General features: G+C 67.1%; 8 protein-coding genes. 2 read left to right on the top strand and 6 right to left on the bottom strand.

Translation table 11 applies throughout. The features are described from left to right. Window positions 1–156: 156 nt before the first annotated feature. The 3 genes from clpA to DFR50_RS04345 all read right to left on the bottom strand — a co-directional run bounded on the left by clpA (window position 157) and on the right by DFR50_RS04345 (window position 3,731). Entirely contained in the window at window positions 157–2,580 is a 2,424-nt protein-coding gene (clpA, locus tag DFR50_RS04355; protein ID WP_113887987.1) for an ATP-dependent Clp protease ATP-binding subunit ClpA, read from the bottom strand. Between the two features lie 9 nt (window positions 2,581–2,589). Further along, window positions 2,590–2,994, bottom strand: coding sequence for an ATP-dependent Clp protease adapter ClpS (gene clpS, locus DFR50_RS04350; RefSeq protein ID WP_113887986.1), 405 nt, complete (start codon window positions 2,992–2,994; stop codon window positions 2,590–2,592). Between the two features lie 395 nt (window positions 2,995–3,389). Beyond that, a complete protein-coding gene (locus DFR50_RS04345) occupies window positions 3,390–3,731 on the bottom strand; it encodes a phasin family protein (protein WP_113887985.1) in 342 nt (113 codons plus the stop codon). 362 nt (window positions 3,732–4,093) lie between these two features. On the opposite strand from DFR50_RS04345, the gene DFR50_RS04340 reads away from it, so the two are divergent. After that, window positions 4,094–5,671 carry a serine hydrolase gene (locus tag DFR50_RS04340; protein WP_113887984.1) on the top strand — a complete coding sequence of 526 codons (1,578 nt, stop codon included), beginning with the start codon at window positions 4,094–4,096 and terminating at the stop codon, window positions 5,669–5,671. Window positions 5,672–5,724: 53 nt separating this feature from the next. Here the strand turns inward: DFR50_RS04340 and DFR50_RS04335 are convergent, their stop codons facing one another. The 3 genes from DFR50_RS04335 to DFR50_RS04325 all read right to left on the bottom strand — a co-directional run bounded on the left by DFR50_RS04335 (window position 5,725) and on the right by DFR50_RS04325 (window position 8,828). Next, complete coding sequence (locus DFR50_RS04335; protein WP_113887983.1) at window positions 5,725–6,480, bottom strand: J domain-containing protein; 756 nt, start codon at window positions 6,478–6,480, stop codon at window positions 5,725–5,727. An 89-nt stretch (window positions 6,481–6,569) separates the two neighbouring features. Next, window positions 6,570–7,280 carry a VWA domain-containing protein gene (locus DFR50_RS04330; protein ID WP_113887982.1) on the bottom strand — a complete coding sequence of 237 codons (711 nt, stop codon included), beginning with the start codon at window positions 7,278–7,280 and terminating at the stop codon, window positions 6,570–6,572. A 240-nt stretch (window positions 7,281–7,520) separates the two neighbouring features. Beyond that, window positions 7,521–8,828 (bottom strand): autotransporter strand-loop-strand O-heptosyltransferase, encoded by a 1,308-nt coding sequence (locus tag DFR50_RS04325; RefSeq protein ID WP_245427306.1) that lies wholly within the window; start codon window positions 8,826–8,828, stop codon window positions 7,521–7,523. A 1,078-nt stretch (window positions 8,829–9,906) separates the two neighbouring features. On the opposite strand from DFR50_RS04325, the gene DFR50_RS04320 reads away from it, so the two are divergent. Continuing rightward, the coding region (locus tag DFR50_RS04320; RefSeq protein WP_170153050.1) for an AIDA repeat-containing protein at window positions 9,907–18,412 on the top strand (8,506 nt) is incomplete at its 3' end.

The raw sequence follows: 18,412 nt of genomic DNA, 5'->3' as shown, positions 1-18,412 counted from the left end.
AGCCGGCGGGAGGGCCAGCCCCATCCGCCGGTTGTCTTTTGCCGCCGCGCCGCCTCAACCGCCGCGGCGCGCGGCACGACTCGCGCCGCCAGAAAGAAAACCGCCCCCCGTCGGGCGGACGGGAGGCGGTTCATATCCACACAACCCTTGGTCAAGTCAGGGCGTCGGCTCCGGCGTCTCGTCGGGCGGAGCCTCGGTCGCAGCCGGCTCGACCCGCTTCTTCGATCGCCCGCGGGCCTTCGCGGCGAGCATGATGTCGCGCTCCATCCGCGGCGCCGCCGGACCCTCGGGATAGACGAAGCCGAGCTTCTTCTCGCCGGTCTCGTCGCCGGTCACCACGACCTTCACCACGCCGCCGTTCTTCAGTTTGCCGAACAGCACCTCGTCGGCGAGCGGCGTTTTGATCTGGGTCTGGATCACGCGGGACATCGGCCGCGCGCCCATCGACTCGTCGTAGCCGTGCTTGACCAGCCAGCCGCGCGCCTCCTCGGTCAGTTCGATCACCACGTTGCGGTCGGCGAGCTGCGCCTCGAGCTGAAGAATGAACTTGTCGACGACGCGCGAGATCACCTCTTCCGGCAGGCGGGCGAACGGGATGATGGCGTCGAGGCGGTTGCGGAACTCGGGCGCGAACAGCCGGTCGATCGCCTCCTTGTCGTCGCCTTCCCGGGTCGATTTGTGGAAGCCGAAGGCCGCCTTGGCCAGATCCTGGGCGCCCGCATTGGTGGTCATGATCATGATCACGTTGCGGAAATCGATCGCCTTGCCGGAATGGTCGGTCAGCTTGCCGTGGTCCATGACCTGCAGCAGGATGTTGAACAAGTCCGGATGGGCTTTCTCGATCTCGTCCAGGAGCAGCACGCAGTGCGGATGCTGGTCGATCGCATCGGTGAGCAGCCCGCCCTGGTCGAAGCCGACATAGCCGGGAGGGGCGCCGATCAGCCGCGAGACCGTGTGCCGCTCCATGTATTCCGACATGTCGAAGCGGATGAGCTCGAGGCCGAGACTGGTGGCGAGCTGGCGCGCGGCCTCGGTCTTGCCGACGCCGGTCGGGCCGGAGAACAGGTAGCAGCCGATCGGCTTCTCCGGCTCGCGCAAGCCGGCGCGGGCGAGCTTGATCGCCGCGGCGAGCGCGGTGACCGCGGCGTCCTGACCGTAGACCGAGCGCTTGAGCGTGTCCTCGAGATGCTGCAGCACCTCGGTGTCGTCCTTCGACACCGACTTCGGCGGAATCCGGGCCATCGATGCGACGGTCGCCTCGATCTCCTTGACCCCGATCGTCTTTTTCCGCTTCGCTTCGGGCAGGAGCATCTGCGAGGCGCCCGTTTCGTCGATGACGTCGATCGCCTTGTCGGGCAGCTTGCGGTCGTGGATGTAGCGCGACGACAGTTCCACCGCGGCCTTCACCGCGTCGCCGGTGTAGCGCAGCTTGTGGAACTCCTCGAAATAGGGCTTGAGGCCCTTGAGGATCTCGATCGCGTCGGCGACGCTCGGCTCCTTCACGTCGATCTTCTGGAACCGGCGCACCAGCGCCCGGTCCTTCTCGAAGTACTGCCGGTATTCCTTGTAGGTGGTCGAGCCGATGCAGCGCAGCGTCCCCTGCGCGAGCGCCGGCTTCAGCAGATTCGAGGCGTCCATCGCGCCGCCCGAGGTCGCCCCGGCGCCGATCACGGTGTGGATCTCGTCGATGAACAGGATCGCGTCCTTGTGCTGCTCGATCTCCTTCATCACCTGCTTGAGGCGTTCCTCGAAATCGCCGCGATAGCGGGTGCCGGCGAGCAGCGCGCCCATGTCGAGCGCGAACACGGTCGCCGATTCCAGCACCTCGGGCACCTCGGAATTGACGATCTTGCGCGCCAGCCCCTCGGCGATCGCGGTCTTGCCGACGCCCGGGTCGCCGACCAGCAGCGGATTGTTCTTCTGCCGGCGGCACAGCACCTGGATGGTGCGCTGGACCTCCGATTCGCGGCCGATCAGCGGGTCGATCCGTCCGTCGCGCGCCTTGCGGTTGAGGTTGACGCAATAGGCGTCCAGAGCCCCCTCCTTCTTCTTGGAATCCCCCGCGTCCTTCGCGTCCTTGGCCTCGCGCGCCTCGGGCTCGTCGTCCGCGCCGCGCGGCAGGCGCGAGTCGGAATGACCGGGGCGCTTGGCGATGCCGTGGCTGATGTAGTTGACCGCGTCGTAGCGCGTCATGTCCTGCTCCTGCAGGAAGAAGGCCGCGTGGGTCTCCCGCTCGGCGAAGATCGCGACGAGCACGTTGGCCCCGGTGACCTCCTCGCGCCCCGACGACTGGACATGGAACGCCGCGCGCTGCACGACCCGCTGGAAGCCGTTGGTCGCCTTGGCTTCGTCCTGGCCGTCCACCACCAGGTTCTCGAGCTCCGTGTCCAGATAGTTGACGACCGTCTTGCGAAGCACCTCGAGATCCACGCTGCACGCGCGCATCACCGCGGCGGCGTCCGTGTCGTCGATCAGCGCGAGCAGAAGGTGCTCGAGCGTCGCGTATTCATGGTGACGTTCGTTCGCGAGCGACAGGGCCTTGCGGAGCGTCTTCTCAAGGGTGCGGGAAAATATCGGCATGGAGCCCTTTCACTTCTTTTCCATGATGCATTGAAGCGGGTGCTGATTCTTTCTGGCGTGGTCCATCACCTGCGACACTTTCGTCTCCGCCACCTCATAGGTGTAGACCCCGCATTCCCCCACGCCGTTGTGGTGCACCTGCAGCATGATCTGCGTAGCTTCCTGCGTGTCCTTGTTGAAGAACGACTGCAGGATCGAGATGACGAACTCCATGGGCGTGTAATCGTCGTTCAGCAGCAGCACACGATACATGTTCGGGCGCTTGGTCTGGGTCCGGGTGCGGGTGATCACGGCCGCCCCGGCGCCGGGGTTTTCGCCTCCCCTCTTGGGCTCCCGGGGGCCTGCGGCCCGGATCGGCGCCGGCGCCGGCGCGGCGCCGAAACCGGGGGCGAGCCAGCGCGCCAGCCGCGCCATCCCGGCTCTCAGGCGAAGGACCAACGGATTTGAGGCGCCTGCCACGAACTGTCCCCGTTTGTTGCGTTCTTCTTGGCGTCACCAATAACGCACGCGAACACGTCTGAATGTGGGCATCCGGCCGTTGTTCCCGCCTGCGCCCGCTATCGGGAAAGAATTGCGAATTTACTCGTCGCACGCAAGGGGCCATTCTGCCGGACTTTCAGGCCCCGGTCCAAACACGGCCAGCCCTCGCCTCGCGCGTCTCGAAGCCCGACCGGGGCGCGAACCCCGGCGCCCTTACCGGCAGATAGGCGCGGCAGATAAAAAAACAAGCCGGCGTCCCCGAGGGACGCCGGCTCGTGATTGCCGTCTTTCGAAAACCGCGAGGCGCGGAGGCCCCGGTCTCCGGCGGATTACTTCGGCTGGAAGTTGGCATAGGCCGCGGTGACGGGCTTCATCGCCTCGGAGGCGAACTTGGCGAGAAGCTCGGACATCTTGCTCGACTGGGCGACGAAGCCCTCGTAGCTCTGCTTGGCGTAGTCCGACTGGATCTGGATCGCGGCTTCGAGGCTCTTGGCGCCGAGCAGCTTCTCGAAGGTCTCCGTCCCGGCGGCGAACGCCTTCTTGGTGTAGTCCGTCGACTCGACGGCGAGGTCCTGCAGGCCCTTGGTGAGGGTCGACGAGGCCGACGTGATCGCCTCGAACTGCTGCTTGGAGAAATCCTGCATCTCTACGAAATTCGGGGTGCTGGCCATCGTGCTCTCCTCAGTGGTCTCGGCCGCATCGTTCCGGCCTCGTTCGATGAGGTCATTATGTGCACTGCACCATGAATGTCAAGAACTTTTTTTGCACTGCAACATAGACCGTTCTTGGCGCTACAACCCGGTAAGCGAATCCTGATGGGATTTCATGACATTGACGACGGTTTCGTAACTCCCGCGCAAAGCCTTCGCCGCTGTCGTCGGCGCGGGTTCGGACGCCTCTTCAAGGGTTTGGCCACTTTTCCCCGGTCTTTGTCGCGGTCCCGTTAACCGCGCCGTAACCGCGTCGCCATAACGTCCTCGCCTGTCCGCGGGCGTTTTCCCGGCGGCTGCGTTAGGTCAATCGGGGCGCGTTGATGGCGTTGCGTATTCCCAATTCGCATCTCGGCCGCGCGGCCCGGCTGGCGGCTGGAGCGTTCCTGGCCTCGGCGCTGCTGTTGGCCGCGGCGCCGGCCGACGCTCACCGCCACGTCCGCCACTTCGCCCATGCCGCGCACAGCCGGCACGTCGTCCGCGCCGCCGCGCCGTCGTCGCCCACCTTCTCGGCCTATGTCGTCGACGCCAACAGCGGCCGCGCCCTCTACGCGGCCGATCCGGACGGGCTCCGCCATCCCGCCTCGATCACCAAGGTGATGACCCTCTATCTGCTGTTCGAAAAACTCGACCGGGGCGCGATGACCTTGCAGTCGCGCATCCCGATCTCCCAGCACGCAGCCGCCCAGGAGCCCTCGAAGCTCGGCCTCGATCCGGGCGAGACGATCAGCGTCGAGGACGCGATCAAGGCCGTGGTCACCCGCTCCGCCAACGACATCGCCGTCGCGATCGCCGAGGCGGTCGGGGGCGACGAGGACACGTTCGCCGACATGATGACCCGCAAGGCGCGCGCGCTCGGCATGTCGCGCACCACCTACCGCAACGCCTCCGGGCTTCCCAACGACGAGCAGATCACCACCGCGCGCGACCTCGCCGTGCTGGCGCGCTCGCTCGAGGACCGGTTCCCGCGCTACTTCCGCTATTTCTCGACCGAGTCGTTCGAATACGCCGGCGAGACGATCGGCAATCACAACCACCTGCTCGGCCGGGTGGACGGCGTCGACGGCATCAAGACCGGCTACACCCGGGCCTCGGGCTTCAATCTCCTGACCTCGGTCCATCGCGACGGCCGGTCGCTGATCGCGGTCGTGATGGGCGGGCGCAGCGCCGCCGCCCGCGACCGGGTGATGGAAAACCTGATCGAGGATCACATCGCCCAGGGCTCGACCGTGCGCACCGCGACGCGGGTCGCCGACGCGTCGGCCGACGACCAGCCGGACCCGTCCCCGCCGCCGCAGGCCCGCAACCGGCCCGCCGTCGTCGCAGCCAGCGTCCCGACCCGCTTGCCCACCGCCCGCCCCGCCCCGGGCGCCGACAGCGAGGGCGACTACAGCGACGACGACGACCAGCCGACGCTGCGCGTCGCTGCGGTCCAGACGCCCGTCAAGGGGCAGCCGACGCCCGTCCCGCCGCGTCCGATCGCCGAGCCGCCGGTCGCGGCCGAGCGGGTCGCCGACGCCGCGCCAGCCGGGAAGCCGGTCACGCCCGCCGCGCTCGGCTGGAAAAAGGGCGCCGACGCGGCGCCGCGCCCGGCCCAGACGACGGTCGCGGCGCGCTCGGCCGGCGACGGCGCAGACAGCGACACGCCATCGGCGGGAAAGGGCTGGAAGATCCAGATCGGCGCCACCGACGACGCCGCCAAGGCGACCGCGCTGCTCATCAAGGCGCGCAGCCGCGACCGCGGCCAGCTCGCGGCGGCCAAGCCCGTGACCCTGAAAGTGCGCAAGGGCGACGGAGCCTATTACCGCGCCCAGTTCGCCGGCCTCGACTCGGTCTCGGCCGAGCAGGCCTGCCGCTCGCTCAAGCGGGACGGATTCTCGTGCTTTGCGACCCGTGACTGATGACCGACACCCTCTCCCCCGCCCCGGCTTCCCACTCTCCTTCGCGGAGCGCCCTACCCGTGCCGTTGCAGCAGAACATCCTTGGCCTGATTGACCCGCGCGGCAAGGCCGGTCGAGCCGCCGCGATCTGGATGAAGCTTCTTCATCAGCGCCCGATGGGCGCCGATGATGTCCTCGGCGCTCGCGCCCTCCGCGAGACCCAGGGTCTCCCAGGCCTCGCGGCGCGTCATCGCTCCGCTCGCCGACCCGCGCCCCGCCTCGCGCTCACCCTGGTCTGCCTCACGCCAGCCGGCAAACCGGCGGTCCAGATATGTCTCTAGCAGCGGGACGCCGTCCGGATCGTCGCGACGGAGCTCGCCGAGCAGGCTGACGAGTTCGGGGCGCGACAGGGTTTCCAGCGCCCGGCCGGCGTAGGCGCCGGCGCGCACGGCGCCGGTCATGACGCCGCTGTCGTGATCGAGGCGCACCTCCAGCGTCGCCGAGCGCGCCGTCGAAACCCGGCCGCCGTTCGGGTCCGCGGCGCCGGGCGTGCGAAAGTTGGTCCATCCCTGTCCGAGTCCGCCCGGCCATCCCTGCCCGAACTTGCCCAACCCGAACTTGCTCCAGCCGGCGAAGCTCGCCGCCATGCCGGCGAGCGCGGCCGCGAACACGATCCGGCCGCGCAGCAGCAGCAGCGCCGCGACGATCAGCCCGAGGACGCCGCCGCCGGTCCTGACCGCGCGCGCGGCCGCGGCCGCGTCCATGCGGGCGAACTGCTTGATCGCGGACAGGAGCAAAATCAGCAGAACGAGACCGATGATGAAGTTCATCGCGGCGTTGCTTTTCCATGTCAGCGCCGGCGCCCGCCGTTCGTCGGCGGAGGGTTTCGGGGCCGGGGCCGGGAGAGGTTACGCGAGATTCACGATTTGCGCATCTGGGACAGGAGAAGCCGCGCCGTCGGGTCGGACTCGGCTTCGCGCGCCAGCGCCGCGCGTCCCCCCGCCGCATAGGCCGCAGCCGCCCTGAGCAGCGCCTCGAGCCGGGCCGATGCGCCCGAATCGAAGGCGCTGTAGGCGCCGTCGGTGAGCCGCGCGATCTCGCGGAACAGGCGCGCAGCCGCAGGATCGCTGCCCTCCTGGAACATGAACGCCTTGACGCCGAGCAGCGCCAGCTCCCCGCCCAGCGCCAGGAGCGCGTCCGGGTTTTCCTCCATCGCGTCGCCGACGAACACCAGCGCCCCGACCTTGGCGCGCCGGGCTTCGTCACGGGCGTGGACCAGCACCCGCCGGATCTGCGTCTCGCCGCCGCGCACCTCGATCCGGCTCATGAGATCGGCGAGGCCGCGGCCGTCGGACACGAACCGGGACGCGCGGCACTCGCTCAGGCCGCGATAATAGACGAGCTGGACCGCGAGCCCGCCGGACCGGGCGGCCGCGTCGAACATCCGCGCTTGCAGCCGCTGCGCGGCGTCCCAGGTCGGCTGCCGGCTCATCGTGGCGTCGAGCGCGAAGATCAGCCGCCCGCGCCCCGAGACCGCCGGAGCGGGCGTGCGGCTGGCGGCGTCGAGGAAGGCTGCGACGTCCTCGCGGGCCGCGGTCCTCGCGACGGGGGCGTTGGGGGGCTTGACCATGGCGTTCGACAAACGGTTGCGGAACTCGTGAGATTGGGCCCCGCGCGCGGTTCGGCAAGCGGGAAACGCAAAAAATCCCTGCGGCCCGCTCGGGGCGCCGCCGGTGGCGAACCGTCAGCCCGCCTTCGCCGCCGCGCCGCCCGTGTGGTCCGCCGAACGCGTCCGCGACTTCGGCGGCTCGGACCGCCGGCGCGCCGCGTCGCCGCCCGATCGACTGGGTTCGTTCGCGCCAGGCCGCCGCTAGGCTTGTCTCGCCCTGAACTCGGGAATCTTTCGAATCGTCGCCTTGACCTGGTCGGCGGTGATGAGCCGGTTACACTCGAATTGCCGCGGCGTGCCGGCGTGGCGCGGGCACCACAGGAAGTCGTGGTGATCGAAACGGTGCTTCGGATCGTTCCAGCAGCTGTTGCACGCGTGGTAGTTGATCACCCGGTAAGGCGTCTCGAATTCGTTCAGGGGGTGGGTGAAACCGCTGATCATCACCACGGGCGTTCCCGTCGCCCACGCCAGCCACGACAGCCCGCTCGACAGGCCGATGAAAAAATCCGCGTGCTTGATGTAACGGGCCCGTTCGCTCAGCGGCTTGTTGCCGGTGTCGTCGATCACGCCATGCGGCATGTGGTTCCAGACGATGCCGTGCCCGTTCACCGGCTCCTTGTCGATGCACACCACCTGATAGCCGTGCTCTTTCAGGAAAGCGACGATCTCCCGCCAGCCGGTCGGATTCGTCCAGTTCTTGCACTGCGTCGACGCCTGCACGGCGATGCAGACGTAGGGGTCTGCGATCGGCCGGCTGTCGTCCGGCAACGCCAGACGCGGCGGCGCGTCGGACGTATCCACCCCGAGGATGTAGCCTGCGGTGCGATGCAGTCCGACATAGCGGAAATCGCACGGCTGGAAGACGTTCTTATCGTCATCGAAAAACAGGCCCATATTATAGGTCGCGTAATAGGTCTCGGGCTTGACCTGATCATGGGTCAGGAAGGTGATGTCGGGATAGGCGTCGCGGAACAACTCGCAGATGACGTTCGACATCGCGCAGGTGAGCTTGCAGCCATGGCGCTCCTTGAATTTCACCGCGTACGGAAACCAGCCGATGGAATCGCCGAGGGTGCCGACCGGGAACTGGATGAGCACATCGCGGTCGCGCGCATCGAACTGGTGTTGGAACACCAGCTTGCCGTCCTTCATGGCTTCGATGCCGAACCGTACGAAGTAGCGTTTGGCGCTCATGACGAGACTGCCGCCGCGCTTGCCAACGAACAGGACGTTGCCGGTGTCGAGGTCGCGCAGGACGGTTTCCCAGGCGCCTTCCGGCAACGCCAGCCGGGCGCCGAAGTTGAAGTCGAAGCGCAAACCGTCCGGACCCATTTGCGTCGGGCGTTCCGCGGGCGCGGGAAAAGCGGGCGGCTTGGCTTCCGAGGCCGCCTGGCCCGCGGCCGGGGTCGAACTCGTCGCGCTCGCGACCGCGCCGGAATCCAGCGCTTCCGGTTGCGCGACCGGGGCGCTGGCCGCCCCGCCATGCGGCGGGTTGATCGTATCGTTCAAAGGATATCCCCTCAAATCCGTTCGCGTGACCCAGGCGCCGCAGACAAACCAGGGGAACCGACGTGTCAAGTATACCGTCGTTAGCGGACTTGCGCTCCGAATAACCTACGCTCGTCTCATGTTTGACCGACTTTTTCGTAGCAATTCTGTCATGTCCGCAGACTAGCCATTCCGGAGCGGCTTGCTCGGCAATTTGAACGTAAAGATCGTGTCAATGAGGCGGTCCACGCTCCGCGTGACGAATTACGGGACAGGCATTATGCGACTTGCGCGCGTTGAAGGAGAATGAGGGTTTGGGGGCTTCGAGAGGACGATTGGCGACGGGTCTCAGGATGCGTTGACACGACAAGTTTACACTGACAAGTTACCTTGAGTCTGGGTCTTGGACCGTGAGTGGCATTCCAGCGCAGCATCACTGCGCGCTGGAATGCTCGTTGTACATTCGGCTGTGGTGCGGGGGGATGGCGTGGCGCCGGTCGCGCGCGCTGCTGTTCCGCCTGGGGGATTAGGGATGACGAACGGCAACGGGTTTTCATACAGCTCAGGATCCGCATTCACCAATCAGGGGGCGAACGACTCCGGCTACTCGTTTCCGTCGACCTACAAAGGCGGCAACATTTCTACAGTTGTGGTCACGAGCGGCGGCCATCTGTTCGACAGCGTCATTGGCTACGGCGCCACGATGATCGTCAGTAATTCAACCGGTAGCCAGAATAACTCCGCGAACGGAATCACCATCATGAGCGGCGGCGTGGGGATTGTTTCTCACTTCGGTGAGGCAGTCGACACGACGGTGTCCTCCGGAGGGAGGCTTAGCGCGATCGACAATTCATATACATTCAATGACGGCGGTGCGAATATCCAAGCGACCGTTGTTGAATTCGGTGGGTATGAAGAAGTCGATGCCCATGCTTCCGAGACGCCATACGGCGCTAACGCTCCAAGAACGCAAGTTTATGGAACGCTCGTCGTCTCCTCCCTGGGTGTTCTTAGTCACGCGATGGTGGAGCAAAGCCCGGGAGCTTCCAGCGGCGGCCTTATCGATTTGAAGAGCGGAGGCTACGCTAGAGACGTTCTGGTGAGCAGCGGCGGCCAGGTCGGAGTCGACGTCGGCGGCAGTTTGAGCAGCACGACGATTTCCGACTCCGGCAATGTGTGGGATCACGGGTCGGCGACGTCGACGACGATCCTGAGCGGCGGCTTCCTGTTCATCGATTCGGCCGCCACGGCGAACTCCGTGACGGTGTCCTCCGGCGGCGGCTTGGATATCTCCTCCGGCGCGACGACGTCCGCGATCACCCTCGAGAACGGCGGCACGATCTGGCTGGACGGAGGCGCGTCCAACTCCATCACCTATGTCGCCGCCTCCAACGGCGTCGGCATCGATGTCGTCGAGCGGAATTGGACGCTGTCGAACACCTCGACCGTCATCAGCGCCAGCGGCTATAGCGGTTTCGCCCTCGGAGTCGCCAAGGGCGGCGTTCTTTTCGTCGAAGGTCAGGGGCAGACCGTCTTCACCAGCGTCTACGCCGGCGGCGAAGAGGACGTTTTCTCCGGCGGATCCTCGTACAACGGCTTCGTTTCCTCCGGCGGCGGTCAAACCGTTTCCTCAGGCGGAAACACCAGCAACACCAATATCCTGGATGGCGGCCAACAGCTCGTGTGGGGGGGGACGGCGAAGGAAGACTATGTCTACGGAACCGGTGACGACGAGGTCATCGACGGCGGCCTTACCAGCTGGACCCACCTGGGCTCCGGGGCGCAGGCGGGCGGGACGGAATATGTCTCTTTGGGCGGAAAGACGATAAACACCTGGGTCAATTCCGGGGGGCAGCAAAGCGTCGGCGTCTCCGGAACGGCGACGTCGACCAACGTGCTGGGGGGCGGCGTTCAATGGGTGGAGAACGAAGGCGTCGCGAATGCGACGTCGGTCTCCGGCAACAGCGCCAGCGGCGCGGGGCAAGTGAACGTTCTGTCGGGCGGTTCGGCGACGGCGCTGGTCGTCGAAGCCCGCGGCGTCGCCACCGTCCAGTCGGGCGGCTCGGTCACTGACGTCACCGTCTCCAGCGGGGGCACGCTGATCATCGACTCCGGCGCCCGGGTCACGGACGCGACTGTCGAGACCGGGGCGACGGAAGAGTTTGTGAACTACGCCCTCGGCGTTTCGGGCGGCAATGGCCAGACGCTCGATCTCAGCGCCAATGTGTCCGCGCTCTCGGCGCAGATCGGGTTCGGTGGGCAATTGTTCGCGGACGTTCAAGGCGCCGCCGCGATCGACGCGATGGTGTCGTCGGGCGGGCGCCTGCTGATCGCCTCCGGCGCATCCGCGCTCGATACGGAAATTCTGTCCTCGGGCAGCGCCGTTCTCCTGCTCGGCGCCGTCGCGTCGGGAACCCGGATCGATTCCGGCGGCGTGTTGCTGGTCTCCTCCGGCGCCAGCGCCGACGTCACGCTTCCCTACGCGCACGGCTCGGCCTCGCTGAACGCCGGCGGCCTGCTCGATTACGGCTCGGTCAGGCTGGATATTTCCGGGACGACCACCCTTTCGGCCGGCGCGATCGTCGGCCAGGGCGTCCTCGAACTCGATGGCAGCGGCGCGGTCGTCACCGACGGCCTCGTGACGTCGACGCAGCTCGGCAGTCAGACCGGGTTCCACGGCAGCATTTATGTCGACCCTTCGGTTACGGTCTCCGTGACCAGCGGTTCGCCGGTCTCGAATCTCAGCGACAGCGGCGCGGTCGATGTCGATGGCGGCGCCACGTTCAACACGTCGGTCTTCTCCGGCGCTCATGAATGGATCGGGCCCGGCGGCGTCGCATCCGCGACCGTCGTCGGGTTCGGCGCCGTCGAGACCATTGCTTCCGGCGGCCTCGCCCGCGGCACGATCCTGTCCTCCGGCGGCGTCCAGTCGGTCATGGCGGGCGGCGTGGCCGTGTCCGCCATCGTCAGCAGCGGCGGCTCCGCGCTGGCGTTGTCCGGCGCGACCTTCAGCGGCGGCGTCGTGCTGTCGCATGGCGTCGTGTCCGTCCAGGCGGGCGGCAGCGGCGTCAGCGTCACGGTGAGCAGCGGCGGCGACCTCGTCTATGACGCTTCGGGCGTGGATCCATCGGTGATCGTCGCCGAACTCTCCGGCGACACCTTGATCAGCGGCGGCGAGATCGACATCAGCGGCCTCGTGATCACCTCCGGCGAGACCTTCAGCGCGCTGGCCGGCTATCGCATGTACGACACGGTCGTGGAGGCGGGCGGCGCGCTCGATGAGGCCACCAGCGCGGCGACATGGAGCACCACGATCCAGTCCGGCGGCTATGTCTCCGCCGCGCCCGGCGGGTTCAATTTCCTTCCGACGCTCGACTCCGGCGGAACGATCGAAGCCGCGGGCCTGAATGTGTCCTTCGGCGGAGATATGGCCGCCCTCGGAACCAGCCTGATCGACAATTCCCTCGAGGTCGGGCCCGGCCGACGCGTCGACGCCTCCTTCGTGGGCGATGGCGGCCTGATCGTCTTCGAGAGCGGCGGCCGCGGCCGCGGCAACGCCATCGCCGCCGGCGGCGCTCAGTCGGTGCTGCAAGGCGGCGTCGCGATCAACACGCAGGTGTCTTCGGGCGGCGTCGACGATGTGTTTTCCTCGTCGAGCGCAGGCGACAGCGGCTATGCGCAGGGCGGCGCGGACAGTGGCGCGCAGATCTACAACGGGGGCGTGGAGAGCGTCTATCAGTTGGGAAGCGCCAACGGGACCGTGATCTATGACGGCGGCCAGGCGATCATCGGGTCCGGCGGCACGGCCTACAATGTTTCGGTCGGGTCCGGCGGCAGCGAGACGATCCTGGCCGGCGGCGTCGACAGCGACGCCATCGTCCTGGGCGCCCAGGTGATTTCGAGCGGCGGCGTCGCGACCAGCGCCTATGTCAGCGGCGGGGTCGATCCGAACACCCATGTCGGCTACGGCGGCCTGCAGGCGATCGCCTCGGGCGGCCGCGCGGCCGACACGATCGTCGCCGATTCCGGCGCCGTCGTCGTCGGGTCGGGCGGCGGTCTGGGCGGCGCGACGGTGGAAAGCGGCGGCGTCGAGGCGGTGAAGGCGGGCGGAAGCGCGTTCGCCGATACGATCGCCTCCGGCGGCGTCGCGATCGTTTCGGCGGGCGGCGTCGACTCGGGGGCGACCGTCGAATTCGGCGGCGCCCTGACGGTCGCGGGCGTGGCCGCCACAGCGACGGTCGGCGGCCAGGAGACCATCCTCGGCGGCGGCGTCGCCAATCAGACCATCGTGCAGCAGAGCGGCGTTCAGCACGTTTCGTCCGGCGCGACGGCGTCCGGGACCGTGATCGAGCGCGGCGGCGCGCTGATCGAGGACCCGGGCGCCAATGTCGTCAACGCCGTGCTCCAGTCGGGCGGGCACATCATCTACGCCGACGTCCTCGTGTCCGGTTCGACCCTGGTGGTCAGCGCCGGTTATGGCGTGCTGAACGCGACCGTGGAGGCCGGCGGCGAGATCGTGGTGCTGTCCGGCGGCGTCGCCATCGACACGGTCGTGAAATCGAACGGCGTTCAGGCCGATGAAGGCGGCTATGTGACCGGCACGACCGTTCTTCTCGGCGGCGTGGAGAGCGTCTTCGCCGGCGCCAGCGCTGCGGGCACGGTGGTCAGTTCAGGAGGAGACCTGTCGGTCGCGCTCAACGGCGAGGCCGCCTCGACCATGGTCTCGTCCGGCGGAAGCCTGGTGGACGCCGGTCTCGTCGTCGGGACGGACATTCTGTCCGGCGGCAGCGCGCTCATCCAGTCCGGCGGCCTGGCGAGCGCCACGTCGGTCACGACCAGCGGGACGGAAATCGTCGGGACCTCTGGGGTCGCGGTCGGCGACGTGATTGCGCCGGGCGGCGTGGAAGTCATTTCTGGCGGGCAGACGTCCAACGCCGTCGTTTCCTACGCCGGCTCGCAGGTCGTCTCGGCTGGAACGGCGACCGGAACGGTGGTGAACAGCGGGGGGATCCAGCTGGTCATCGGCGGCGCCGCGTCGAACACCGTCGTCTCGAGCGGCGCCGGCCTGCTCATGTCGGGCGGCGTCGTGGAGGCGGCGTCGGTGCTCTCCAGCGGCACGATCGTCGGCAGCGGCGGCGCTCTGAACGATTCGATCGTTTTCGCCGGCGGGATTGTATCCTTGGGCGGTTCGGCGTCGGGCAATGACGACACGCTCTCCGGCGGCGCTCTGGGCGTTTCCGGCAGCGCTTCGGTCACAGACGCGACGGTCGACAGCGGCGGCTTTTTGTTCGTGCAGTCCGGCGGCGTGGCGAGCGGCACAACGGTGAACCGGGGCGGCATTGAAGACGTGTCGGGCGGCGTCGCCGTGTCTACGGTGGTCGGCGTCCTGGGCCAAGAAGTGACGACCGCCGGCGGCCTGAGCCTCGACGACTTGATCAACGCCGGCGGCTACGAGTTCGTCTCGTCCGGAGGCGTGGCCGACTTTACCTCGGTCTCCGGGTTCGAGACCAGCAGCGGCACACTGCACGGCACCATCGAGGTCTACAACGGCGGCTACGCGTTCGGCGCTCAGGCGGATGCCGACGGCATTGTGTTCATTCAGTCCAGCGGCAGCGCGGTGTACACCAACATCTCCAGCGGCGGCGGGATCCAGATCGCCTCGGGCGGCTACGCCAACAGCACCTACATCTCGAGCGGCGGTTTGTTCGGCGAGATGAGCGGCGGGACCGACATCAACACGACGTACGAAACGCCCACCGCCGGTGAAATCGCCAAGGAAGTGGTGTCGGGCGTTCTGTTCGCCCTGAACGTCGCCATTGTCGTTGGAACCGCAGGCGCGGACGTCCTTGGCGACGGAAAGTTGGTCGGTTCCGTGGCGAAGGACGCCACCACCGCCCTCGAAGACGAAGGCGCAACGACAACGGAAAAATCCGTCTCTACACTTGAGCAGGACCTCGCGAAAGGCGCAAACAGCACCGAACAGAGCAACCTCGTCAACGCGGCCACAAATAACCTGGATAACGTTAGCAATGATGCGGCAGCAGAAAAACAACTGGGTGACTTCTCTGAACAATCCGATATTAGCAATGATACGCAAGTAGTCAACCAAGACGTTAATCTGAAGCAGAACGAGGAGTTCTTGGGTATCGAGATAGTAGACTCGAATTTAGAGGCGTCGAACGACAACATCGAAAACTTTAGCCTGGAGCAAAATAGCGAGCTTGTCCAAAAGGGAGGCGAGCAAGAGAATATTTCGATCGCCTCGTTTTCTAAAGACGAAGAGCAAGATTGTACAGACGTCGAGAGCATAGCCGTCGAAAATGACGGCGACTTCGAAGCCGAATATACAGACGCGGACATTCAGGCTACGTTAAAAGACATCAATGTTGAATCGGGCGGCAAAGCCGGGATAACCAATCTTACCTCAGCGAATATCAAGGTTGCTTTGGGTCTTGCCAAGACCGCCACGACTGTTGTGAAAGGCGCGATGCAAATCGCCAACGCCGATGGAAGCCCCACTGACATCGTTGGCGGCGTCCTGACGCTTCTCGGCGCCGGATATGCCGTGGCCAGCATGCCGATGAACTTCACCGGCACGTCGATGGGGGTGCCGATCTTGTGGAACGCCCTGGTGTCGGCCGGCGGCCTGGTTCAAGCCTACGGCGCGACGATCTCGAAGTTCGAAGCCGCCAACAGCGGCTGGATCACGGCCGAGGGCGGCACAGCGACCGACGTTTATGTGCACGATATGGGCGAGATCGACGTGCTCGCCGATGAGACCGCCTTCGCCACCACGGCGACCTTCGGCGGCGTCGTGGAGGTGGCGGACGGCGGAATCACCTCGAACACCGTGGTTAGCGGCGGAAGCAATGTCGTATCCTCCGGCGGCGTCGACATCGCCGGCTCGGTCTACGATGGCGGTGCGGAAGTCGTCCACTCCGGCGGTTTCGCCAGCGCGCTGGTCGTCGGCGTTGGCGGCAGCGAGACAATCTCCGGCGGCAGCGCGCTCGGCGCGCTCGTCTCCGGGTGGTCCGGCGTGGAGACCGTCCTGAACGGCGGCGTCGCGACCGATACGACGCTGTCGGCCGGCGGCGCGCAGGTGATCAGCTCCGGCGGTCTCGCGATCGGGACGATCGTGGCCGGCGGCGGCACGGAGACCATCCTGAACGGCGGCGTCGCGACCAGCGCCACGCTTTCGGCCGGCGGCTCGCAGGTGATCAACGCCGGCGGCCTCGCGAACGCGACGACGGTCGCCAGCGGCGGCGAGATGATTGTCAGCGTCGGCGGCATGGCGAGCGGCCTGACGATCCAGAGCGGCGGCGTCGTCGTCGATTCCGGCGGACAGATCGAAGGCGCCATCGAACTCGACGCGGGCGGCGAGCTCATCCTCGACAATCCGCTCGGCGGCGCCTTGACCGGAACCATCGCCGGCGGCGGCGAGGTCGTCGTCGAAGGCGGCGGAACCTATCTCGTGGGCTCCGGCGATGCGTCGCAATTCTCCGGAACGGTCAAGATCGTCAGCGGCGCAGTCGAGATGACGAGCGGCGGCGCGCTCGGATCGGCGACGATCGCGTTCCCTGTCGGCGCCGATCCGACGTTGAAGGTCGACGGCCCGAGCGCGCTCAGGAATCTGATCGAGAATTTCACCTCGCTGGACACCATCGATCTCGCCGGCATCGCCTACGACTCGCTGGGATCGATCGTCGCCAATGGGGACGGTACGGTAACCATCGCGCTGCACGGAAGCTCCTACACGCTGAACCTCTCGGCCCTCGGTTTACGCCTGAGCGACGACGGCGCTGGCGGGACCGACATCACGGTAGCGCCGGCGATCGGCGGGATCGCAGCCTCGCAGAGCGTCAGCGACACGGGAACGTTCGCGCTGTTCCAAAGCGCCTCGGTCAGGGAGGCGGCGGCGGCGATGACGCTCACGGTGCAAATGTCGTCGCCGAACGATGGCGCGTTTTCAGATTCGGCGGGCGGCGACATCAATGCGACGACCGGCGTCTACACCGTCACCGGCTCCCCCGATCAGGTCACCAGCGCGCTCGACGATCTGGCGTTCACGCCGACCGCCGGTCAGACGGCCTTCGGCGACTTCGTCAGGACCCAGTTCCAGATCGTCGTCACCGACGACGCCGGCCATTCCACCAGCGCCGCCGCCTCCGTCGACGCGTACGACGAGACGTTGAATGTCGGCGCGGGCCAGACCGCCAGCAACACGCTCGTCGGCAGCGGCTTCTCTGCGTTCGTCCATTCGGGCGGCGTGATCAGCGCAACGACGGTCGTCAGCGGGGGGGCGCTTGTGGTCTCGTCCGGCGGCGTCGTGACGGGCGGACTGACCTTGGCGGGCGGAACGGCGACGGTCTCCGGCGCTGTCGGGTCCGGCCAGGATGTCGTCTTCGCCGGTTCGGGCGGCTATCTGAGGCTCGACGACCTGAGCGACTTTCAAGCGACGATCTCCGGCTTCGGCGCCGGCGACGCCATCGATCTCGGCGACTTCAGCTACAGCAGCGCGGTGGGCGTTCTCTTCGGCCCGCTGGCCGATGGGCTCGGCGGAACGTTGCTGGTGGCGAATGGCGGCGGAGCCGTCGCGCTGGTTTTGAGCGGCAGTTACGCGACGTCCAATTTCGCGCTCAGCGCGGATGGAGCGCACGGAACCTTGATCTCCTTTGCGACGCCGGCCGCGGTCACGTCGGTCGGCGCGCCCGCCGCCGGCGACTACGGCGTCGGCAGCGTGCTTACGTTCACGGTCGGGTTCGACCAACCGGTCGACGTCACCGGAACGCCCCGGATCGCGATCGACCTCGCGACCGGAGGCGTGGCCTACGCGAACTACGTGTCGGGCGGCGGGACGAGCGCGCTGACGTTCCAGTACACCGTCGCGGCCGGTCAGCAGGCCCTGGCCGGCATCACGACGGGGTCGACCATCGACCTCAACGGCGGCGCGATCACCGACGCCGCCGGCGACCCCGCGAACCTGGACCTGTCCGCCGTCGAGCCGTCGACATCGGGCGTCGTCATCAACACCTTCGCGCCGACGGAATCCGTGGCGCAGGTCCTGGCGACCATGTCCACGCTGAACGCGCTTCCGACCGGATTCGCCGTGGCCGACACGGCGGCCGCGATCGGGGCCTATCTGACCGCGAGCGTCGCGACCGGACCGTCGGCGCTGGCGCTGGACGCGAGCCACATCACGGCGATCACGGCGAGCGGCGGGACGGTGACGGTCGGCAACGGCGTGTTCGCCGCCGACCAGCCGGCGCTCGACAAAATTGTGGGCGGCTTCGCGATCTCCGGCAGGGCGAGCGTCTTGAACGGAAACCTCGACGGGCTCGAAGCCGACCAGGCGCGCATCGACTCGGTCACGGCCAAGGGCGGCGCGATCACGGCGACGATCGCGCAGTTCACCGCCGACCAGCCGCTGCTCGACAAGGTCGTCGGCGGCTTCGTCGTCTCGGACACGGCGGCCGCGATCGGGGCCTATCTGACCGCGAGCGTCGCGACCGGACCGTCGGCGCTGGCGCTGGACGCGAGCCACATCACGGCGATCACGGCGAGCGGCGGGACGGTGACGGTCGGCAACGGCGTGTTCGCCGCCGATC

Origin of the sequence: Roseiarcus fermentans, from assembly GCF_003315135.1 — a bacterium.
Lineage (GTDB): Bacteria > Pseudomonadota > Alphaproteobacteria > Rhizobiales > Beijerinckiaceae > Roseiarcus > Roseiarcus fermentans.
This window is presented reverse-complemented; position numbering and strand designations above follow the sequence as displayed.